The sequence below is a fragment of the Pseudoalteromonas sp. MMG005 genome (assembly GCF_018101015.1).
GTDB lineage: Bacteria > Pseudomonadota > Gammaproteobacteria > Enterobacterales > Alteromonadaceae > Pseudoalteromonas > Pseudoalteromonas aurantia.
Genome location: NZ_JAGJEK010000019.1, coordinates 1 through 23325, shown reverse-complemented (window position 1 = coordinate 23325; position 23325 = coordinate 1). Strand labels below are relative to the sequence as shown.

General features: G+C 39.8%; 21 protein-coding genes. 11 read left to right on the top strand and 10 right to left on the bottom strand.

Annotation, left to right across the window (positions count from 1 at the left end; translation table 11 throughout):
* Window positions 1–99: 99 nt before the first annotated feature.
* From J8M01_RS15540 to J8M01_RS15530, 3 genes are read left to right on the top strand one after another with little or no spacing between them, the layout of a single operon-like run.
* Window positions 100–2022, top strand: coding sequence for a PrkA family serine protein kinase (locus J8M01_RS15540; protein WP_192507909.1), 1923 nt, complete (start codon window positions 100–102; stop codon window positions 2020–2022).
* A 26-nt stretch (window positions 2023–2048) separates the two neighbouring features.
* Window positions 2049–3332, top strand: a complete 1284-nt coding sequence (locus tag J8M01_RS15535) for a YeaH/YhbH family protein (RefSeq protein WP_192507910.1) — start codon at window positions 2049–2051, stop codon at window positions 3330–3332.
* Between the two features lie 20 nt (window positions 3333–3352).
* A complete protein-coding gene (locus J8M01_RS15530) occupies window positions 3353–4864 on the top strand; it encodes a SpoVR family protein (protein ID WP_192507911.1) in 1512 nt (503 codons plus the stop codon).
* 105 nt (window positions 4865–4969) lie between these two features.
* Here J8M01_RS15530 and J8M01_RS15525 read toward each other — a convergent pair whose 3' ends face one another.
* Both J8M01_RS15525 and J8M01_RS15520 read right to left on the bottom strand, forming a co-directional pair.
* Window positions 4970–5941, bottom strand: a complete 972-nt coding sequence (locus tag J8M01_RS15525) for a diguanylate cyclase (RefSeq protein WP_211058612.1) — start codon at window positions 5939–5941, stop codon at window positions 4970–4972.
* A gap of 4 nt (window positions 5942–5945) precedes the next feature.
* Window positions 5946–6950 carry a response regulator gene (locus J8M01_RS15520; RefSeq protein WP_192507913.1) on the bottom strand — a complete coding sequence of 335 codons (1005 nt, stop codon included), beginning with the start codon at window positions 6948–6950 and terminating at the stop codon, window positions 5946–5948.
* Window positions 6951–7155: 205 nt separating this feature from the next.
* On the opposite strand from J8M01_RS15520, the gene tpx reads away from it, so the two are divergent.
* Window positions 7156–7737: a thiol peroxidase gene (gene tpx / locus J8M01_RS15515; RefSeq protein ID WP_211058611.1), complete on the top strand. Its 582-nt coding sequence runs from the start codon at window positions 7156–7158 to the stop codon at window positions 7735–7737.
* 50 nt (window positions 7738–7787) lie between these two features.
* Here the strand turns inward: tpx and adk are convergent, their stop codons facing one another.
* Both adk and htpG read right to left on the bottom strand, forming a co-directional pair.
* Window positions 7788–8432: an adenylate kinase gene (gene adk / locus J8M01_RS15510; RefSeq protein ID WP_211058610.1), complete on the bottom strand. Its 645-nt coding sequence runs from the start codon at window positions 8430–8432 to the stop codon at window positions 7788–7790.
* A gap of 154 nt (window positions 8433–8586) precedes the next feature.
* The gene (htpG, locus tag J8M01_RS15505; RefSeq protein WP_211058609.1) at window positions 8587–10500 is read right to left on the bottom strand and encodes a molecular chaperone HtpG; all 1914 of its coding nucleotides are present in this window, start codon (window positions 10498–10500) and stop codon (window positions 8587–8589) included.
* A 1027-nt stretch (window positions 10501–11527) separates the two neighbouring features.
* Between htpG and J8M01_RS15500 the strand changes: the two genes are divergently transcribed.
* The 5 genes from J8M01_RS15500 (at window position 11528) to J8M01_RS15480 (ending at window position 15376) form a co-directional block, all read left to right on the top strand.
* On the top strand, window positions 11528–12640 hold the full coding sequence (locus J8M01_RS15500) for a Fic family protein (RefSeq protein WP_211058608.1): 1113 nt from the start codon (window positions 11528–11530) through the stop codon (window positions 12638–12640).
* A gap of 117 nt (window positions 12641–12757) precedes the next feature.
* Window positions 12758–13333 (top strand): hypothetical protein, encoded by a 576-nt coding sequence (locus tag J8M01_RS15495; protein ID WP_211058607.1) that lies wholly within the window; start codon window positions 12758–12760, stop codon window positions 13331–13333.
* Window positions 13334–13378: 45 nt separating this feature from the next.
* A complete protein-coding gene (locus tag J8M01_RS15490) occupies window positions 13379–14806 on the top strand; it encodes a hypothetical protein (RefSeq protein ID WP_211058606.1) in 1428 nt (475 codons plus the stop codon).
* 8 nt (window positions 14807–14814) lie between these two features.
* Window positions 14815–15006 (top strand): hypothetical protein, encoded by a 192-nt coding sequence (locus J8M01_RS15485; RefSeq protein ID WP_211058605.1) that lies wholly within the window; start codon window positions 14815–14817, stop codon window positions 15004–15006.
* A gap of 76 nt (window positions 15007–15082) precedes the next feature.
* Entirely contained in the window at window positions 15083–15376 is a 294-nt protein-coding gene (locus J8M01_RS15480) for a hypothetical protein (RefSeq protein WP_211058604.1), read from the top strand.
* A 412-nt stretch (window positions 15377–15788) separates the two neighbouring features.
* Here the strand turns inward: J8M01_RS15480 and J8M01_RS15475 are convergent, their stop codons facing one another.
* Both J8M01_RS15475 and J8M01_RS15470 read right to left on the bottom strand, forming a co-directional pair.
* Window positions 15789–16760, bottom strand: coding sequence for a Gfo/Idh/MocA family oxidoreductase (locus tag J8M01_RS15475; protein WP_211058603.1), 972 nt, complete (start codon window positions 16758–16760; stop codon window positions 15789–15791).
* Between the two features lie 15 nt (window positions 16761–16775).
* Window positions 16776–19208, bottom strand: coding sequence for a TOMM precursor leader peptide-binding protein (locus J8M01_RS15470; protein ID WP_211058602.1), 2433 nt, complete (start codon window positions 19206–19208; stop codon window positions 16776–16778).
* Between the two features lie 49 nt (window positions 19209–19257).
* On the opposite strand from J8M01_RS15470, the gene J8M01_RS15465 reads away from it, so the two are divergent.
* Window positions 19258–19632, top strand: coding sequence for a hypothetical protein (locus J8M01_RS15465; protein ID WP_211058601.1), 375 nt, complete (start codon window positions 19258–19260; stop codon window positions 19630–19632).
* A gap of 3 nt (window positions 19633–19635) precedes the next feature.
* On the top strand, window positions 19636–19845 hold the full coding sequence (locus J8M01_RS15460) for a hypothetical protein (protein ID WP_192507921.1): 210 nt from the start codon (window positions 19636–19638) through the stop codon (window positions 19843–19845).
* A gap of 506 nt (window positions 19846–20351) precedes the next feature.
* Here J8M01_RS15460 and J8M01_RS15455 read toward each other — a convergent pair.
* From J8M01_RS15455 to J8M01_RS15440, 4 genes are all read right to left on the bottom strand, one after another.
* A complete protein-coding gene (locus J8M01_RS15455; RefSeq protein WP_211058600.1) occupies window positions 20352–21473 on the bottom strand; it encodes a heme-binding protein in 1122 nt (373 codons plus the stop codon).
* 354 nt (window positions 21474–21827) lie between these two features.
* Window positions 21828–22427 carry a hypothetical protein gene (locus J8M01_RS15450; RefSeq protein WP_211058599.1) on the bottom strand — a complete coding sequence of 200 codons (600 nt, stop codon included), beginning with the start codon at window positions 22425–22427 and terminating at the stop codon, window positions 21828–21830.
* Between the two features lie 5 nt (window positions 22428–22432).
* A complete protein-coding gene (locus J8M01_RS15445; protein ID WP_211058598.1) occupies window positions 22433–22666 on the bottom strand; it encodes a hypothetical protein in 234 nt (77 codons plus the stop codon).
* Entirely contained in the window at window positions 22666–22920 is a 255-nt protein-coding gene (locus J8M01_RS15440; RefSeq protein ID WP_211058597.1) for a helix-turn-helix transcriptional regulator, read from the bottom strand. Before J8M01_RS15440 ends, J8M01_RS15445 begins: the two co-directional genes overlap by 1 nt.
* Window positions 22921–23325: the final 405 nt, after the last annotated feature.

The window sequence follows — 23325 nt, the reverse complement described above, 5'->3', positions numbered from 1 at the left end:
TTTAGGCAAATTCTAATTTTCACGTCTAGACTTAAAAGTAACCTTTCCCATTGAAGATTAAATAGCTTTCCTTATTTAAGCAGGTTATTGGAGGTCGTTATGACGATATTTGAACACTACCAATCCAGATATGAAGCAGCTCAAGAAGAAGAATACAGTATCGCTGAATTCCTAGAGATCTGTAAGAACGACAAATCAGCCTATGCCAGTGCCCCAGAACGCCTATTAATGGCCATTGGTGAACCTGAAATGATTGACACCTCAAACGATGCTAGACTCAGTCGACTTTTCTCTAATCGAGTCATCGCTCGCTATCCAGCATTCAATGAGTTTTATGGCATGGAAGATGCCATCGAGCAAATTGTTGCGTACCTAAAGCATGCGGCTCAAGGCCTTGAAGAATGTAAACAAGTTCTATACTTGCTTGGCCCTGTTGGCGGCGGTAAATCTTCGATAGCTGAAAAGTTAAAGTATTTAATGCAACAGGTGCCAATTTACGCTATCAAAGGCTCACCGGTTAACGACCACCCGCTATCACTCTTTAACCCAGTTGAGGATGCTGAGCTCCTCGCGAAAGAATACGGCATCAAACCTCGGTATTTAAAGACCGTTATGTCTCCTTGGGCAACTAAACGTTTGCATGAATTCAACGGGGATATTAGCCAATTCAAAGTAGTGAAACGCTATCCGTCCATACTCGATCAGGTTGCTATTGCTAAAACAGAACCTGGTGATGAAAACAACCAAGACATTTCAGCTCTCGTAGGTAAAGTGGATATCCGTAAATTAGAGCACTTTGCACAAAATGATCCTGATGCATATGCCTATTCTGGCTCCCTATGCTTGGCAAACCAAGGTTTGATGGAATTCGTAGAAATGTTTAAAGCGCCCATTAAGGTGCTACACCCACTTCTTACCGCCACTCAAGAAGGCAACTACAACGGCACGGAAGGTATTTCTGCTTTACCATTCAATGGCATGATTTTAGCGCATTCCAATGAGTCTGAATGGCAAACATTTAAGAATAATAAAAACAATGAAGCATTCTTAGATCGTGTTTACATTGTCAAAGTGCCTTACTGCTTACGGGTATCGGAAGAAGTGAAGATCTACGATAAGCTCATTGAAAACAGTGAACTTGCCTCTGCGCCATGCGCGCCAGGTACACTCGAAACATTAGCAAAATTTGTTTCTTTATCACGTGTAAAAGAGCCGGAAAACTCAAGTATCTATTCGAAGATGCGAGTGTACGACGGTGAAAGCCTCAAAGATACTGATCCTAAAGCAAAGTCTTATCAAGAATATAGAGACTATGCAGGTGTCGATGAAGGCATGAATGGGCTATCGACTCGCTTCGCATTTAAAATATTATCTCGTGTATTTAACTTTGATCATGCTGAAGTTGCTGCAAATCCAGTTCACCTATTTTATGTACTTGAACAACAAATTGAACGTGAACAATTTAACGCCGAAATTCAAGAACGTTATTTAAGTCACTTAAAAGGTTATCTAATACCACAGTATGTTGAATTTATTGGTAAAGAACTACAAACTGCCTATTTAGAGTCATATTCTGAGTACGGCCAGAATATTTTCGACCGCTATGTCACTTATGCCGATTTTTGGATTCAAGATCAAGAGTATAGAGACCCAGATACAGGCCAGCTGTTCGACCGCTCGGCATTAAACGCTGAGCTGGAAAAAATAGAAAAGCCAGCGGGTATTTCAAATCCGAAAGATTTCCGAAATGAAATTGTTAATTTCGTCTTAAGAGCACGAGCACATCATAATGGCAGTAATCCAGTTTGGACCAGTTATGAAAAACTGCGCACCGTAATCGAAAAGAAAATGTTTTCCAATACTGAAGATTTGTTACCCGTTATTTCATTTAATGCAAAAACCTCTGCTGAAGATCAAAAGAAACACGAAGATTTCGTCAATCGCATGGTAGAAAAAGGGTATACCCAAAAGCAAGTTAGACTACTCTCTGAATGGTATCTAAGAGTGAGAAAGTCACAATAAGATTAATTCGACTGAGAGGGTGATTTATGGCGCATTTTATAGACCGTCGCCTGAACGGGAAAAATAAAAGCACGCTTAACCGGCAACGCTTTATTAGGCGTTATAAGAAACAGATAAAAGAAGCTGTTTCAGATGCAATTAATAAGAGAAGCGTGACCGATGTGAGTAGCGGTGAAAGTATTTCAATTCCGCAAAAAGACATGAGTGAACCCGCTTTTCACCAAGGTAAAGGGGGGGATCGAGAAATGATCCACCCTGGTAATGACCAATTTACAACGGGCGACAAAATACAACGTCCCCCGTCGGGTCAAGGTGGAGGTGCTGGTGAAGGAGAAGCAAGTGATCAAGGCGAAGGTCAAGACGACTTCGTATTCTCGATATCGAAAGATGAATACCTTGATTTATTATTTGAAGACTTAGAGCTTCCTAATTTACAGCAAAGTCAGTTAGACAAGCTTGTACAAATGAAAACCCATCGTGCTGGGTTTTGTAATGACGGCATGCCAAGCAATTTAGATATTGTGCGTTCTTTACAAGGCTCACTCGCAAGACGAGTGGCTATGTCGGCAGGTAAACGCCGCAGGCTCAAAGAGGCTGAAACTGAATTGGCAGATTTGCTGAATGAGCCAGTGCCGCCACAACATCAAATATCCAAATTAGAATTAGAAATTGACGATTTAAAACGCAAAATCGCCGCAGTACCTTTTATCGATAATTATGATTTGCGTTTTAGAAATTATGAGAAAAAACCGCATCCAACAAGTAAAGCCGTGATGTTTTGTTTAATGGATGTATCTGGTTCTATGGATCAAGGTACTAAAGATATGGCAAAACGTTTTTATATTTTGTTGTATCAATTTTTAACCCGTACATATAAAGATATCGAAGTTGTCTATATTCGCCATCATACACAAGCAAAAGAAGTCGACGAGCAAGAGTTCTTTTACTCTCAGGAAACGGGTGGAACCATTGTATCTAGTGCACTCAAGTTGATGGACGAAATCGTAAAAGATCGCTATTCGCAAGGTGATTGGAATATATATGCGGCACAAGCATCCGATGGTGACAATTGGGCTGATGACTCACCCCACTGCACCGATATTATGACCAATCACTTGCTTAAAACGGTGCGCTATTATGCCTATATAGAAATTACCACCCGAGCACACCAAAGTTTATGGCGAGAGTATCAAGCAATTGAAAATTCTTTTGATAATTTTGCAATGCAACATATTAAAAGCGTTGAAGATATTTACCCCATATTCAGAGAACTATTTAAAAAGAATCGTCAACAACAAGGCGCTGCTTAGCCTTTATAGGAGGGAACTATATGAGTTATAACCCTATGAATGACGGACCTGATTGGACATTCGAGATGTTAGCGGAGTATCAGGCCGAAATAGCGCGAGTTGCAGAACACTATCGATTGGACACATACCCTAACCAAATTGAGGTGATCACTGCTGAACAGATGATGGATGCGTATTCAAGCGTTGGTATGCCCATTGGCTATAGCCATTGGTCGTATGGCAAAAAATTTATTCAAACTGAGCAAAATTATAAACGCGGCCAAATGGGCTTGGCGTATGAAATAGTGATTAATTCAGACCCGTGTATTGCCTATCTTATGGAAGAGAATACCTTACCAATGCAAGCACTGGTTATGGCACATGCTTGTTATGGGCACAACTCGTTTTTCAAAGGAAACTATCTATTCAAAACCTGGACTGATGCGCCTTCTATCATCGACTACTTATTATTTGCCAAAAATTACATTGCAGAATGCGAACAAAAATATGGCATTGACGAGGTTGAAAACTTACTCGACTCATGTCACGCATTGATGAATTATGGGGTAGATCGATATAAAAGACCGCAACAAATCTCTCTGTACGAAGAGCAAAAAAGACAAAAAGAACGGGAAGATTATCTACAATCGCAAGTCAATGAACTTTGGCGCACCATTCCGGTTAACGCACATGAAGAAAAAGTAAAGCGGATCCGCTTTCCTAGTGAGCCTCAAGAAAACATACTGTATTTTATTGAGAAAAATGCACCTCTACTTGAGTCATGGCAACGAGAAGTCATTCGAATTGTTCGCAAAGTGTCTCAGTACTTTTACCCGCAACGTCAAACTCAAGTCATGAATGAGGGGTGGGCTACTTTTTGGCATTACACCATTCTTAACCACTTGTATGATGAAGGAAAAGTCAGTGATGCATTTATGCTCGAGTTTTTGCAAAGTCATACGAATGTTGTTTATCAGCCTCCCTATAATAGCAAGTTCTATTCAGGCATTAATCCATACGCGCTAGGGTTTAACATGATGGTGGATATTCGTCGTATTTGTGAAAACCCAACAGATGAAGACAAACAATGGTTTCCTGAATTCGCGGGAAAAGATTGGTTAGACACACTGCACTTTGCCATGGAAAACTTCAAAGACGAAAGTTTTGTCAGCCAGTTTTTATCTCCCAAGCTCATTCGTGATTTTAAACTATTTACAATTGTTGACCAGCAAAAGTCACCGCATTTAGAAGTTGGCGCCATTCATAATGATGAAGGCTATCAGTATGTGCGCTCTTCATTATCTGCTCAATATAATTTAAGTAATCACGAACCCAACATACAGGTTTACGATGTAGATGTTAGAGGCGATAGATCTCTAACATTGCGATATGTACCACAAAATGACATACCTCTAGCAGAGTCAAAAAAAGAGGTTCTGAAGCATTTGTATCGGCTGTGGGGGTTTTCAGTGAAGCTAGAGCAACTAGATGCTGACGGAACAAAAACGGTTATTGGTCAATGCCCGATTGAAAATAAAGAAGCATCGGCTTAAACATTAAAGTAGCTGCTCAGTCCTTGTATGCGTTAAACACCAATAAAAAAGCCCTCTTGATAGGGCTTTTTTATTGGTCTCAATATATTGTCAAAAAAACGATGGTTACTTTTTCATCTCAATGCTGTATCCAGTCACCTTATTTCTACCTGTTTCTTTTGAATGGTATAAAGCGGTATCTGCCGCTTCAATCCACTCTTCATGTTTTTTAAAGTCACTGGTATAGGTTGCAAACCCGACACTCACGGTAATTTGTATTTGTTTGTTATCATAAAAAATAGATGACTTTTCTATTAAACTTCTTAAGCGCTCCGCAAATATTTGCGCACCTTCAACATCTGTATCCACTAAAGTGACCACAAACTCCTCACCACCATAACGTCCTGCCGTGTCAGTTTCTCTTAAGGTTTTTTTCAATAGATCAGAAATATGTCGTATGGCTTCATCTCCACCACTATGACCATAGGCATCATTTACGCGCTTAAAGTAATCGATATCAAACATCAACAAGCTACAAGTGCCTTGGCTACGTTGCAACCGCTTAAACTCTTTCCGTAATGTTGATTCCCAATACCCGCGATTTGCCAGTGTGGTCAAGCTATCAGTGCGACTCATTTGTTCAAGCTTATGATTTGCTTGTTCCAGTTCTAGCTTGTTCATTGCTTCATCGGTAACATCATAAATAATGATACAAATATGGCCTACCTCGCCCGTGATCGTACTCAAAGGAATAATTGTTGAGCTTTGATACATATGATCAGCTTTTCCTGTGATCGGGCGGTAATTTTTAAATTTAAATATATACGGCTGTTGTTCCCAAATAGTAAAAGAGCGATTTTTTAATACAAATACCGACTCTGTTTTACTTCTAAACCACTGCTCATCAATACTCGGAAACAAATCAAAGATATCTTTGTCTTTTACAGCGCTTGGCAACAACCCAGAATGGTTTTCCATAAACCCATTCCAAATACACACTTTGTAGTCTCTGTCTAATACGACTAAACCAACATCAACCGTATTAAACATATCCATTAACCAATGGATTTCATTCATGTCAAAATCAGCAGCAGGCATAGTTTTAATCTTCTAATAAGTATTCGACTTTATACTTTAAGGTCTTCAATGAGTCCTCGGTAAATAACAGCATTAAGTCACAATTGATGTTGTGGTTTTCTATTCCATAGCTAATTTCTATAGCAAGCGTGCGCTGCCATCTAGATTTATTGGCTTTTACCAGTTCAGACACATCGCAGTGCTGCCCCAGCACAACTGGGTGTCCTTGGCTAAATGGCATGTCGAGTTGTCGTGACAACCCAGTTAGAATAGACCCTATTAAGATGTTACTAATGTCCATCAACAGTTCAAGCTCAACTTTCTCGTTAAGTTCCCCGTGATAATTCATGAGTGAGGCTACTTCTTTGAAGCTAGAATCATTCAATAATAACAATGCTTCGCCCGATACCCCGCCGCCTATAAACCCTTGGCACACACCCGAGGTACTTGCGCTAGCATCAATTGCTTGCAAAGCCATGTGTAATTCACTCACTTCAAGCACATTGACATTGGGTATGGGTAACTCAACAAACACATTAAGCAATCGAGCTAATAAGTCACCGGCCTGCCCCATTGCAACATTGGTCAATTCTTGGTAAATGTCTCTAATTTCTGGGTCGAGTTGTTCACCGAGCTTATGAACCAAGCTCTCACGTATTGCGCGATCTCTGATCCCGTGATGCTCTATTATTTCAGCAAGCTTTGCTGCATCACAGGGTTTACGAATAAAGTCGATCGCACCCAACTCAATAACGCGCTGATGTGCATTTGGCTGAATATCACCCGATACAACAACCGTTAAAACGTTTAAATCTTGGCTTTGAATTTCTTGTAATACACCATACCCATCCATGTGTGGCATATTTAAATCTAAGAATAAAATCTCTGGTGAACACTGTTTGATTTTTTCAATACAATCTAATCCGTGTTCAGCAAATTCAACCTTAATATCCCAATCCTCAGGCAACGAACGGGCCAATTGTCGGCGCGCTAATTTAGAGTCATCACATATTAAAACTAATGTTGACATAAAAGCTCTCTTTGCTCGAGTTGATCTCAATAGTCACTCAATTGAGACAATAGTGGTTATTATACTGTTTTTAGTGGCTCAATTTTACGGCTAATGTTAATAAAATACCTAACGATTTACAACGTGCTTATCCGGTAATACTTTGTTAGCGTTTTACAGTATAATACACTGACGCCAATTAAGATAACTCGAAAAGGAATACTTTATGCTGAAAGTCTCCATTATTGCTACAAGCCTCATCGCCATGAGCGCCTTTGCTTACGATTTACCAGAGAATACGATTGACTCAGGCAAAGTCCATGCACAAGACAAACCTGTAACCCTTTTAGGTAAAGGGGTTGCTGAAGGTCAACAAGCTCCTAACTTTAAAGTAGTTGATGATGCATTTGTACCTGTGAGCCTATCTGATTTTAACGGGCAAGCGGTATTAATAAGCGTTGTACCAAGTTTAGATACTGGTATTTGTAGCCTACAAACGAAACACTTTAATGAACAAGTTGCAAATACCTATAAAGACGTAAAAATGTTAACAATTAGTGCTGATTTACCCTTTGCACAAAAACGTTTTTGTAAGCAAGAAAATATAGATAAAGTCACGACACTATCAGACTCAGTGTGGCGTAATTTTGGTGAGAACTACGGTTTATACATAAAAGATATGGGATTACTCAGCCGAGCGGTTTTAATTCTAGATAAAAATCATAAAATTGTTTATAAGCAATTAGTCAAAAACCTTGCCTCTGAACCTGATTACACACAAGTCATTGAACAATTAAAAGCACTATAAAAAAACCGCCAACAGGCGGTTTTTTCTTAATTTAAGCATCAATCAAGCAATTAACCTAAAAGCTCTGCAAGTTGAGCGCTGACAGCTTCAACAGCCTGAGTACCATCTAATTTATGGTATTGCGTGTTACCAGAATCAGCTTCCGCTTGGTAATAGCTTACCAATGGCTTAGTTTGCTCATGGTAAATACCAAGGCGCTTTTTAACTGTTTCTTCAACATCATCAGGACGAATGATTAAGTCTTCGCCTGTCACGTCATCTTTGCCTTCAACCTTTGCAGGGTTATAAACAACATGATAAACACGACCAGAACCAGGGTGTACACGACGTCCGCCCATGCGCTCAACAATGATGTCATCAGCTACATCGAACTCAATAACGTGGTCAATGCTAATGCCATTGTCTTTCATTGCATCAGCTTGTGGAATTGTACGAGGGAAACCATCCAGTAAGAATCCTTTTGCACAATCGGCTTTAGCAATACGCTCTTTTACAAGGCCAATGATGATTTCATCAGATACTAGCTGACCTGCATCCATCACTTTTTTCGCTTCAAGGCCTAAAGGCGTGCTTTCTTTGATAGCAGCGCGCAGCATGTCACCAGTAGAGATCTGTGGAATGCCGTGCTTTTCCATTAAGAATTGTGCTTGAGTGCCTTTACCTGCACCCGGTGCGCCCAAAAGGATAATGCGCATAATATGTTCCTCGTATCGGAGTTTATTTAAATTTGGTTGAATTTTTTCATAAGCGCCGGTGTTTCTCAAGCAACTTATACTAATTGCTAAGGTTAATTCGTTATAGATAAAAAAAAGGGGCATAAAGCCCCCTTTTCTAACTCAATTTAAATGCTTATTTGCTTAAATCAAGCATTAGTTTGTTCAAACGAGCAACAAACCCTGCTGGGTCTTTTAAGCTACCGCGCTCTGCAAGTAACGCTTGGTCAAATAATACTTCTGACCACTGTACAAACTTGTCTTCATCTTGCTCAACATTTAGGTGTTTAACAAGCTGGTGTTCAGGGTTCAGTTCAAATACTGGCTTTGATTCTGGTGCTGCTTGACCCACAGACTCCATTAGCTTTTGCATTTGAGAACTCATGTCGTGCTCATCAGCAACAACACACGCCGGAGAATCAGTCAGACGATGCGTAAAGCGTACTTCTTTCACTTTATCACCAAGCACTTCTTTAATGCGCTCAACTAAGCCTTCAACTTCTTTTTCGCTCTCTTCTTGTGCTTTCTTCGCTTCTTCGTCATCTAACTCGCCTAAATCTAAATCACCACGTGTGATTGATTGTAGTTGCTTCTCATCAAGCTCAGTTAGGTGGCTCATCATCCACTCATCAACACGGTCAGACAGCAATAATACCTCAATGCCTTTCTTGCGGAAGATTTCTAGGTGTGGAGAGCTCTTAGCTGCTTCAAAACTATCAGCAACAACATAATAAATCTTGTCTTGGCCTTCTTTCATACGCTCAACATACTGCTCTAACGACACATTCTGTGTCGCTTCATCTGTATGTGTAGAGCTAAAGCGTAATAGCTTAGCAATGGCTTCTTTGTTGGCTGAATCTTCTGCAGGACCTTCTTTGATCACTTGACCAAATTCATTCCAGAATGTTTGATACTCTTCAGGCTTGTTTTTGCCCATACGGTCAAGCATTTTAAGTACGCGAGATGTACAGCCTTTACGAATTGCTTGCGTGATCTTGTTATCTTGTAAGATTTCACGAGAAATATTCAGAGGCAAATCGTTTGAATCAAGTAAACCTTTTACAAAACGTAAGTAGCTCGGCATGAACTGCTCAGCGTCATCCATAATGAAAACGCGTTGTACATAAAGCTTTAAGCCTGTTTGACGGTCACGGTTGAACATATCGAATGGCGCTTTCTTCGGAATATACAATAAGCTTGTGTATTCTGTTTTACCTTCAACCTTGTTGTGTGCCCATGTTAGTGGCTCTTCCCAGTCATGACCAACGTGCTTGTAAAACTCTTTGTACTCTTCTTCACTAATCTCTGATTTATCACGAGACCAAAGCGCTGTGGCACGGTTAATTGCTTCCCACTCACCCGGAACTGCTTCAATTTTTTCACCCTCAGGGCCTTCTGACTCTGGCACTGGTGCTTTGAACATTTCAACAGGAATAGAAATATGGTCAGAGTATTTAGTCACAATACCGCGTAGTCTGAAGTCGTCTAAGAACTCACCTTCTTCTTCACGTAAATGCAACACGATTTCAGTACCACGACCTTCTTTTTCAACTTCAGCAAGCGTGTAATCGCCTTCACCTTGTGAATGCCATTCAACACCTGTGCTTTCACCCGCTTTACGCGTAGTTACAGTTACAGCATCTGCAACGATGAATGCAGAGTAAAAACCAACACCAAATTGACCAATTAACTGTGAATCTTGTGCTTGATCACCCGTTAAGTTACTAAAGAACTCAGCCGTACCTGACTTAGCAATCGTCCCTAACGAGCTGATCACTTCTTCGCGTGTCATACCAATACCATTATCAGAAATGGTCACAGTATTCGCTTCTTTATCAACACTTACACGTACACGTAAATCTGCATCACCATCATAAAGGCTACCATCAGACAGTGCTAAAAAGCGCAGTTTATCCGCTGCATCTGATGCGTTAGATACAAGTTCACGTAAGAAGATTTCTTTATTCGAGTACAAAGAATGGATCATTAGGTTTAATAATTGTTTTACTTCTGTTTGAAAGCCTAATGTTTCTTTTTGAGCTGTGGTCATCGTTCTCTCCGTCTAACCAAATTGATACTAAATATTATGCAAAAGGATATGGGGGAGAGTTTTTCAAGTTCAAGGGGAAAATTATATTTTTATAATAAATCAAAGTTGAAAAGCCATTGTAGCCACCGATTACGCAAAACACCGAACCATTTGTATGAATCTTCGCTGCGCATAGAACCTCCAACTAGCCTCTCGACGCTTAAACTAAGCCGTATCAACCGATTAACGTCTCATGCATAATTTAAAACATGACTTACCATACTGAATGTTGAATCAGCTAAAAAACCATTGTTGTCACTTGACTGCGCCTTCGGCTGTCAATAATTTCAGGCTTCAATTTATGCATAACGGTAAAAGCAAGCAATGACTGTTACCGTTACAACACAGTTTTATCGTTTAATGCGTATGACCATGCCCCAAGGCCTCTGCTTCCTTAACATCTTTTACTTTGCCACTTTTAGTTATTATGAATCGTTACTATGAAAAAATCGTTCGCTGATTTTTGACTACCAACATCATTGAAACGAGGAATATTTCGTCTGTCTGTTGATGTCGTACAAAAGACTCGATCAGAATTGTGCCTACTCGCAAATACCTCAGTTCAATTTACAACCACGTTAATACAGGGAGCGGCAAATATTCTTTAGAAAAGGGTTATAATGGCAAAATACCAAATCGATTTATTTATTGTATTATTTAACTTCAACTCGAGATCAGAATAAACACCATCGCCGCTAAGCTCTTACTAAAAATGTTATGAAGTAAGAAACCAGCCCCTATTTTTTACTACTTCTATTGTTAGCATCAATTATGTGCCTGTTCTGTTGTCGTTGCTATTGAGTTCATTCCATAACTGTTTCACTCGCCCGACTCTAGACTATTTACACTAAAAAGGTACAATATGATATTTGAAAATATTTTTTAATTAAGTATCTAAATGCAACCTTCCTATTAATCTATACCCTGTTAATTAAAGGGAGATCAAACTAGATACTCTGACAATAAGAATTAATTAAGCCAAACACCTATGAATGAAATAAAGACTGTTGACTATTACTTTCCATTTATTAACAAAACGGTGCCATGCACAGTACCTCCCACATTACACAAAAGAAAAATCTCTTGGGATATTCAATACGAACTAAACACCAATAATCTAGAGGCGCCACAAAACTTTGACCTCAACTTTTTTTTAAGTCGCTTAGTTGCAGGGAGCAAAAGTTTAAAAGAATCAAGAAGTGTATCAAGAAAACGACTGGCTTTGGTGTCTAGTAAAATTGGCTACATTGACCCAGAGGCGCAAGAACTTATAGAGCAAATGCGTCGTTATAACAAAGCAAAAGAGCTTATGAGAAGTGAATCAAAAATCACTCTCGATTTACTATTGGAAGTACATAAACTTGTTGAATCAGAACACCGTAACTCTGGTAAAATAAGGACCAAAGCGAATTGGGTTGGCGGTGAAACCCCGATCAATGCTTATTATGTGGGCCCACCTCCTGAAATGGTTCCTGATCTGCTCAATGATTGGCTCTTATTTGTTAATGACCAAGAACAAACACCTGAAATTAGGGCAATCATCGGCCACAATCAATTACTCAATATTCACCCATTTTCAGATGGTAATGGTAGAACCTCTAGGTTGGTATTACACACCATTTTAGAAAAGAAGTACGGAGAAATGTTACATCCCTCATTATATCGGCTTCATAAAAAGTTCGATACATATATAGAAGCGATTCACGATACCCTGTCTGAAAGCGCTTTCGACAGCCCACCACATAAATACTGGTATGAAAGCCTAACGTATTGTGACGGGCTAAAAAATGCAATGCAGGCATTACTAATGTCCGCTACAAAAGAGATTCAATCGCGATTAATATTTTTTGGTATTTCTAAAAATGCCAAATCTCTAATCGACTTTCTTTGGAGTCAGCCCATTGTTTGTGAAGTGGACCTAATGCACTATTTCAAGTGGAACTTTTTAGAGTCACATCAAACAATTAAAGAGCTTGCTGATTTGCAGCTAATCATACCAAGAAGACTAAAGTATCCAGAAAATACCATTGTCTATGACTGCCCTATTATTATTGAAGCTCTAAACAACTTAGATAGAATAATTTTCGAGCAAAAAATCTAAAAGACCAATTTTATATATATTTATGCAATATTTAATTGATTTTAACGTCAAAAAAATCATAAAATCCGCACCGTCCCTGAAAAATGGACCAAATATATAAATATACGGAGATTTATTTTGACAAATATGAAAAAAGCGGGCCTACAATCAGTTATTGCCATAACATTACTGATGGGAAATATAAGCACTCCATCAATGGACGTTTTTTATGAAGATGACGCCAGCTTCAACGAGGTTGCTACAGCTCTAACCTCAGGTTGGGGCTGGGGAATAAGCAGTGCACATGCAAAAGGTGATCCAAACTGCACGTCTATGGATGAATGTTATGGTACCACGCATCAACCCCCTGATACACATGATGTACAGTGGTGGCTAGACAGGCTTTCACCTGACTCACGAGATACTACTGATTACGATGACCGTCACCGCGACAATAATGGCGGTGGCGGTAGTAGCAATAGTAAGAACACAAATAATAAAAGAATCGAAGAGTGTAAAACTGAAAAGCTAGTTGCTAAAAACAATTGTCTTACAACAGCTGAAACCCTATTTGTATCAGCAGCTGCGATGTGTTTGAAGTTTCGTCACTTTGGTGTAGTTGCAGCGTGTGAAGGTATTGCAGTTGTTGCAAAAGTAAATGCAACAGGCGATTGCGACGAGAACTATCAAAAAGCAATTAGACAGTGTAAGTAGTATGTTATTGAGAGGCATTGTCCTCTCATATTAAGGCCCATGAAAATGAAAAAATATATTTTTCTTAGCTTGATTGCTTTAACTTCAATTTTAATATTCACTTTCGAAGACAACGAGAGAAGTAACGTCAACAATGATATGCTTCTTCTAGTACCACATCAGAAAAGTAATAATCAAGAGAAAGTGAAAGGCGATGAAGGAACAACTTACAAATGGAGAAGTGGTAATAAAAACTTTACCCATAAAACTCTGTACTGCAGTAACGTTGAGCAGTTCAACTTATTATTGAGTGATTCCGCGTACAACGATCCTGAAGAGGTAGCGTTATATATAAGCCTTCACAATTCAAAAGTGTTGAACTATCCCTATTTCTCTGTGAAAAATAGGAGAAATATAGAATTCGAATTTGCGCTTGAGTTAAAAAAAGCAATAGTTACCTTAGACTTAAAAAACTATCAAAAACTAATAAAAAACACAGAAGTTAACAAAGTCAGACTTGGAAACGATAGCATTTTTAGCTTCTTTCTCGAATCATATACTACTTCTGATTTTCTATACTTATTAATGGAGCGTGGCTATCTGCCATTAGTTAGTGACTTAACAAGAGTCGTGAGTAGCCCGCTAAAACCTACATTAAAATCTGAAATCATAGATGTATTAAAAAGTCATTTATTAAGCACTTCAAGTCCCAACACTTTAGCCTACTTAAATGACTTGACTTTACTTATAGAAGCACCCGTGCGTTATGACTTTTCAAACAAAAAGAATTTAGAAACCTCGATTGCTTCGCTATTAATTTCGTCCTTTGAGTATGATCCAGAAAGAGCCATTGAAACACTAATTTTTTTCGGTTATGAATACGATCAAGCAAAAGCGAAAGTTGAATCTTTATTAGTAAGTCGTGAAAATTTCTTTCGATTAGTAAACACACATTGTGAAAAACAAGCGTTGTCAATAAGTAATGAAGAAATCGCTGATATGAATTTCTCTTATAAGAGAACATTTGCATTATTCGAATCACAAGAACTAATACAAGATATAGCCAGACTTCTAAAGCATGAACAATGGGAAGAGTATATCAAAAAAGCTGCTTTTTATTCACAGCAAGAACAGGACCTACTTACTATTTTTTACATTCAATCGCTACAAGGTGGTGCTCCAGAACATGTCATTCAATCGTTATACGACATGGGCATACAACCAGAAAACTCTGATGTTTTTTTACTAGCTATGCAAAATCAACTAGGTATATTAGAAAAACACGCTCCTTCATTTGACTTCGGGTACATCAGTGAGGATGGCCTGAGTGCTATTGATTACTGCATAAAAAGTAGGTGCAACCTAGAAATAGTTGAGTTCTTATTGAAAGAAAAACCAGATATGAAAATAAATCAAAAATCACTTGAAGCATTGAACTCGCCGCAGTATAAGGAATATCAAGATAAAATCCAACAATTTAGCTCAACTTATTAGGCATCAGAATGAAAAAAGTATTTATATTCAGTAAGAAAAAAAGCTGGTTTTCCACTCAACCAGACTTAAATTTGCTAAATCAGCAATTAGAAAAGCTACAAAACCAAGGCTTAGTCGTTGACTCTATTACACCAGCCATCACTTTATTTGGAGCTATTGATTCATTTATCATAGTACTCTCTGATCAAGGTGAAGCATAGCTGGAGTATAATACTGCAATAATTTCATCTTAAGCACTCGCTCTAAATAAACTTTAAAAAATAAATAGGTGGCTTCATGTTTTATGAATTACTAAACAGTTTTATGCTAGGCGTTTTTTTGTTTTATATCTTAAAACTAAGACGTGAAGTCAAAGCATTATCAAAAATCACACGCAGTCAATTGCAAACTCTGATGAACGGCTCTGGCATTGACTTTCCCAATGAGCAACTTTTCGACACACAGTTTAAGGAAAGAGTGAAGAATGGGCTGATATCTAATCCAGAAGTGTACGTAGTGAAAAAAACAGGCTGCACAGAAGAGCAAGCGGCATTATTTATCACGAAGTTACTCGATGGCAACAACAAATAATACAGCCAATTGGTTTCTTCGCTTCCTGCATAGATTACCACAGCGAGTACCATAGACTTAGAATGAAAAAATATTTATATTCAGCAAGAATAAGTTGGTTTACCAGTCAATCTAACCCTGATTTACCAAACCTAGTACTGGCATCCATTTAAAGTTATTGTTAGCTGTTCAAGCCCCGAGAGACTTAGAAAGATATATATGACGCCCACTGTATGTAAATAAAATAATCCTCACGGGGTAGAAAAATCAACAAAAAGGGTCAAGACACTTGCTTCTAAATACTAAGTGATAAAGCGAAACGTGTAGCAAATAGTTTAATGCCGGTGTCTTAAATACCGCTTCCCCTCTATTTGAGCTGAGACTTCTTACACCTAGCGCAATGAAATGCGCTAGGTGTAAAAACACATCATCATTACGCTGCACAATTGTCTTTAGCTGGTGGTTGCAACGCCATCAATACACTTTGCCATAGTCCACTCAATCCCAATAAGTAATCTGGCTGCTGGTATACCGGCTGTGTTTCGCCTTGGACAGTGGTAGCTAATGTTGCAATCGCCGCCAGATTACACTGATCTCTGTGGCCCATTAACTGCTGCTGACTCATAGGTGCAAGCTCAATAGGCATGTAGGTTTTCCACGACTCAACAGGCAAGGAGTGACTGGCAGGAAACCAGCTTAATGGGCCGGTGGTTTCACTGAGCGTCAAAGTACCATGAGGAAATAGCGCAGAGCACTGATGATTTAAAAACGTGGCGCTACCATCATCTTCAACTGACGAAAAGTTTTGGCATAAAACAGAGACAGTGAGATTGTTATTTTTGAGCATGACGGGCTGAAATGCCATTGGTTCGCCGCTATATTTGATGATTTCTAGCCCTTCAAACCCACCGAGTGCACGCCCTAGTAGATCCAGCGCCGAATATAAGGTTCTTAAGTTAGCCCCCATAGCATAATGCATACAGCCAAAACCCTGTTGATATGCGGCAAGTATGGATTGTAAAAAGGCTTGTGGGGCATATAAATCAGCAAAGTGGCCATTGACGTGAAAATAAACTTGCTGCTGCTTGGCAAGTGCCAGCGCTTCTTGCACAAACGCTTGGTCAACGGGATGCTCACATAATACTGAGACGCCTTTTTTTAATAAATACAATACAATTGCTTTTCCTGCATCGCCCGATACAGCAACGCAAGCAATATCAATATTGTCAGTCGGCACAGTGGTAACATCAGTGTAATATGGTACCCCAATTTGCTTGGCAATTTGCTGAGAGTATTCACTTCCTTTTGATAGTACGCCTACACATGAGAAACTATCTTGCGGAAATTGACTTAATGCGCGAATGTAAGTGGAACCATAGTGGGTGCCACACACGAGTACTTTCATAATATAATCCTTTTTCTAAGCAATGGGATGTGGTTCTTTATTAACAGGCCGCCCTTGTAATAGCTTGCGTAGCCTTGGGTTATCTACCCGTTTAAATTGCTCACCAAAGTGAATGGGCTGCATATTGACACCGATGGCCCGCGCAACTCTAAAAGGACTTAACGCCATATCTGGAGACGTGACATCCACAATAGCAACCTCTACTCCCGCTTCATCTAGGCGCTGCTTGAGTTGGGTAACTTGCGTGATCGCTTCATAAGGCCAATCGTCCAGTGTTTTTGCTTCGCTTATAGGGCGACGCATAAACTCAAATGAAGCGAGCTGGCGCTTGCTAAAATAATAAGCCGCGTGATCTTCTAAACTTGTTACGTCACTAACATGACGCGGAATGTTATGCCCCGAACGCATAAGTTGGCACAGGTAAGGCATCACATGCCCTTGTTCCAATAACGCCTTGCGCATGGCAACCTTGATATCCCCATGGGTGGCGAGCGCAACAGATGCCGCAGGGGTGCGATAACCATCACCAAGGGCTAGGCATACCACAGTTGGTACATGTAACCCCACATCCAATAAGTAGCATTCAAGTTCTACGCCGAGCTGAGTTAAGTCATCTATCATTACCCGCATTTTACCTTGGTTGAGCGACTCGTAGCAGAGACGTTCGCAAGGTAATTGTGCATACCAAGTGAGCATCATGGCATCACGCTCAATTAATTCATAACAAGCTCTGAGCGCGGCATCATCATTGTCTTGGCCCGCTGCTAGCCCATTTGAAGAGACCTGACTAAACTGTTCTTTATAGGGGCAAGCAAAATTAAAATAGCTGACTAATGCAGGTACCCAAACAGGTTTATCGGTTGCTAACCAGCTACCACGACACCAGTGTATTTTTTGCTTTCTATGCCATTTGTGAAATGGAAAATTAGGGGTACTATATTGCTTATTAGAATATAAAACTAAGGTATCTGGATCGACATAATCACCGTGTAACTGGCCAATTGAGGCATATTTAAAATCACTTAATTGGTATCGCGCCGCAGAGTAACGCTCCAGCGCCTCTCCTACCGCACTGATATGTGCAGAAATATGATCTAGCCCCTTACCAGAACCGACTTGACCTGAAGCTCTTGGGTCAAACTCGCCTTCAGTAAACGACGATACCCCAGCTGAAGCAGTAATAGGATAATCGGGTAAATGTGGTGCATGTCCTGTGAGCTGACGTACGATACCTGTTACCGAGTCTACCCAGCCTTCAAATAAAGATTTAAATTGCTCAACATCTTGTAGTTGATTAAGAGGGTTGGCAGCTGATTTTTTATCACGATGCATTGATAATGCATGAGTCGTGGTATTGCTGTGGTCAAAGCCACACACTTCACACCAAGGAATAGGAATAATGGCATGTTTTTCTGATTGGTGTGTGACTAGGTTTTGTACAATAACATGGGACGATAACGCACTTTCAGTATAACCCCAAAGGATTTTTAATGCCTCCATCGCTAGTTGCTGGCCGGTGATCGCAGACATAGGTGTCAACATACTGCGGGCACGGCCATCACGATTTTTATTATGGCTTTTTTCTATTTCGTGTGCCAATTCTCCATGCTGCTCAGTACCTAGTTTTCTGAGTCTTAAGCAATTCCAGCATGAGCTCGAGGTGGTATCACTTAAATTAACAACGGGACCTACCCAGCTTTCTAAGCCATTCAAGTGACCATAAATCGCTTTAATCGTGTATTGATGTACATATTCAGATACTTTATGTGACCAAAAGTTAGCATCTTTACCTAAAGTGATAATGGCTAAATCCCAGTCATTTGAAGGACAACCTAAGTTATTATTGTCACAACTCAGCTCAGAATGGCTGATCTGCATCCAAGGATTACGCTGTTGTAGTACGGCTTTAAACACCTGTGCTCTTGGTTTGCCAATATCTTCACCCGTAAGAAAGCGATGACACGTTAAGTCATCACAGGTGATATTTTCTTTATCTAATAAATGAATATGGCCTACACCTGCTGTACCTAGCTCCTCTAACAATGTAACAGCCCAAGGTTCAAGGCCTACGACTAATACTCGACAAGGAGTGAGAGAATAGATTTGATCTTGGCTATGTGGCATTTGGCCTGCTTGATGCCAAGGGCGTAAAAAGCGTGTTTGTACTAAACCTGGTGGTCTAAACTCTCGTTGCTCAGAGGCTTCTTCTAGTAAACCATATTGGTTAAGCATTTGTAGGACAGCCTGAATACTCGCATCTGCATATTCAGGTAAGTGCGTGCAGATTTCAACTTGAGTCAGCGCCCCGTCCAATAGCGGCAAGACTTTTTCAACAAAGTCTGAAGTATCTCTACCGTGAACTTGAAAATCTCCCAAATCTGAACTTAATAACACACCGCTGCTATTGGGAATAATGCTCGCAGCTGGGGTTAATCTTAGTTTTTTCATAAATTGAACATCCAATTTCTAAGGACATTCCCTGAGTTCAGCTCAGGGAATGTCAATAACTGCGCTAACCGCCGGTACTACACGGTGTGCAAGTTACACACTGCAAACATTGCAAACACTGCGGGGCACATTGATAACATTGCACACACTGCGGGGCGCATTGGAAACACTGCGCGCATTGCGAGGCGCATTGGAAACACTGCGCACATTGCGGGGCGCATTGATAACACTGCGCACATTGCGAGACGCATTGGAAACACTGCGCACACTGCGGGGCGCATTGATAACACTGCGCACAGCAGTTCACAGCACAAGGAGAGCAGGTATCACATTGAGTAACAGGCTCGCATTGTTGGCAGAAATTCACGATACATGGATAGCAAGTCTCACACTTAGTGATGGATGCACACTGCTGACATTGTAAATTTTGACCTGGCTGGCATGTCACACAGAACGTCACCACACATGGATAACAAGTGTCACACTGAGTGATCGGCTGGCATTGTTGACAGAAATTAACGACACATGGGTAGCAAGTGTCGCACTGAGTAATAGGCGCACATTGCTGACAGAGGGTAACAACACACGGGTAGCAAGTGTCGCATTTAGTGACTGGTGCACATTGCTGACATTGTAAGTTTTGACCTGGCTGACAAAGAGCACAGAAATTAACAATACAAGGGTAACAGGTGACACACTTAGCGACAGGCTCACATGTTACACACTTGTAATTTGCATCGCATTGCACGCAGGCAACACAAGGTGTTGGTGGGCCTAAAGGTTGATAGCTAGTACCAACCGGTGCGCATATAGCACACAATGTAGTGGTACATGGTGCACATAAAATTGTTGGTGTGATACAAGGAGTACAAGGTGTACAGTAATAACATACCGCACAATCTGCAATTCCTGGAGGGTTGCAGCGTGTTTCTAATGCTTTGACTTTAGAAGTGAGCTCTGTCACTTGTAATTGGAGTTCTTTAATTGCTTGTTCGCTCATGTTACTTTCCTTAAAGTTTATTTAATTGTCTTGTTTGGTATCGCATACCAAAAACAACTTGGTTTGCTGCTTGCCGAATGTATGTCACAAGTGGCAAACAAAATGTCTTGAACAGACATATTCAGCACAATGCAATAACGTGTTTATTGCACTTTAAATAGGGTATTAGCAGTAATGTGTGGAAACTTATAACGGGTGCGTTTGCCGGGGTCTTTGCCATTAATCAAACTGAAGTCCAAAGTAATATCTTGGGTGTACTGCAGCATATCTAGGCCATTAGACAGTCTTTCTAACCACAAAGTAGTTTTGAACCGAGGTACGTCTGCATGTGCTTTCATAAATGGTGTATTGGCAATATTGCCATCTGTTTCTGTATCAACATCTAGCACCGTGGTCTCGACCACACCTATGCCTTGTTGATAAAGGCTATCTAAAGCAACTTGCAGCACAATATTGGGGTTAACATTGGGGTTTTCAGGAATATCAACACCATATGGGATTTTAAAGCTGTTACCGCCAGCCGTTGGCAAGGCATTAGCAACAGGAATACTCGGTGCACCTCCAAAGCTGTCGTGATGACCAATAGCCAAAATAGAATTACCATGAGGAACTGAAACCTGTTTTACGATAGTTCGGTTCTGCTCTTGCTGAGGTAATGGGTCGGGGGTATCTGGGACCCATGGCGCTATATTCAGAGTTCCTTGTCCTTGCGGCGCCGTCACCTGATGTAGCCAGCTCCCATTTTCAGCATGCACAAGCTCATCTTTTTGAGGGCCATCGGCAAAAAACACCCGCTGTGAGTAAAAAATAGTGTATGCATCTTGTTCATAATTACCTGCACGATTAGCGACTTTTCCCTGAATGGCACTGAACGTCATGACTTCATAATAAGAGATATTTTTTAAGATAAACCCATTAGGAGCGTTGTCTTGCGGGATAGGCATGACATTAAACCCCCCGTATCGGGTACTGACCCAAGTACCGATTAAACCCGCTAATGGTCCGAGTTTTTCAAGAATGTCACATTTTTGATCGCCGCCACCGGCTGCAATCAGCGGTATATTAAAATCAGGGATAAAATGAGGTTGTTGTGGATTGGTGGCTTTATCGGTGCAGTTATTAAGCGGTTGTGGAATACAGGTGGCGCAACGTAAAATGGCGTTGTGCTCACTTGCTGGAGAACATTGTTTATTGAGATCTTCAAATGCAGATTGAAGTTGCGCGACTTCAACTTGTAATTGCGCAATAGGATCTGGCTTGCTCATAGTTTACTTTCCTTGCTGTGTATAAATTAACGATTGATTAATTTTTCACCCAATTTTGAGTATATCAGCAAGGTTTTTTTAGGGTATTACACCCCATTACACAAAAAATAAGCGTTTTTCACTGGCACATATGTACATCGCTATTACTGCCTGAGATAGATGTTACTTCTATTAGTAATTACGATTTGACTTCGCCATGAAAAACAAGCAATTTTAGATGAGGGTCGTCTTAGGTAATATCTTCAACGTCTCCGGCCTCATTAGTTTTTTGAACCCATTGGTTTTGAGTGGCATTTCAAAGTCGAAGTTAATCTTATTATTACAAACCCCTTTAGCCACTCTGTTACTTCTGTTTTAGTGTGAATCTGATTCTTGCAGATTACTTTTTTGTTCCGTACTAATTATCATTGTTAATAATAAGGCACAAGACATAGCCCAGCCAATATACACCAAAGATGTAAAATTATAATGAATAATAGTAATACTGTGTAATCCAAAAGTATGTCGAGCAAAAAGCTCGATAATAGCTAGTATATAAATCATTGATAGATATATAAATATCCAATGGAACAGTCCATCGAAATAGGTAAGCTCAATTTTTTTAGAGTGAGATAAAATTCTTGATAGTTGTACCCTAAAAATTAATATAATGACTGAAGTGACACTAATAATAAGCTGAACACCATAGATCAAACTACCATGCAATACTCTATTCTTACCAGCCGTACTTAAATCAATAATTCCAAAAGCGAAGATTATATAGTCTACTAAGTTAACAAAAAGTAGTATCAGTGCAATATGCAGAACATTAGGGGCTTTTTTGATTGCACCATAGCAAGCAGTTAAAGCAATAGTCGAAATATAGATCTCAAGTGTAATTTTTGGATTATCCACCATAATATAAAATGTAGCTATTGAGATAATCGTGAGGATAATTAGTTGTGAAAACTTCATATTACTTATCCACCTCGCGTTTCATCTTTTGGTAACGGTGGGGAATATGCTGCCTGACTTGGCTCATCTGGTTGCCAAGCACCAGCACATGCTATGACATTGCATAGTTCATGACTTAATTGGTTATTTAATCGTTCATTTCCCAACCTATAACCTGCATTACCCACCGGCTTGGCTTGAGTAATGTTCAAAGTGGTTAGACACATATTTAAAATATTTAGAAAGTAGGCTCTTAGCATTATTCATCGTCCTGTAATTTAGATTTACTAGAAGAACTAACATCGCAGTTAAGCCCTCTAATTTGGTTGAGTAATGAGTCGGCATCAATTTTACAGTATAAAAGCCATTTGAATAGCTCTTTAGAGCGAATATCGCTGACACCCAACTCGTAGTTGCTGATCGTTTTTCGATCACACTCTAGTTTCTTCGACATAGTTTCTTGAGAAATACCAGCTTTTAGTCTCATAGCCCTTAAATCATCACCATTAATCACGTCCTTTCCCTTTTTATTATGATGGGGAGATTTTTCCCCATCTATACACACATAATATTAACAATGGTGAGGTTATGTTAAAAAACCAGGTGTATTAAACTTTCTAGCGTTATAAAAATAGTGCTACAGCCATGCAGAGCTGCGTCATAGAAGATATTTCGAAACAGTGAAAAGGTCAACGTTTTATTTACATAACAGAGTTATTTGCATATTTAATCGCGATTGCTGAAGAAGAAACAGTGACACCCACTTAAAAAATTAAAACCAATCAGCAGGCAATGTTCTACCTGAGATATCGCCTAGTTAGTAACATTGAATTAACTACATGTGCTATAAGCTCAAAGATAGGGATAATTGAACTCATGCCCAGCAACAAGGCACGCCTAACCCGCCAAACCATGGTGT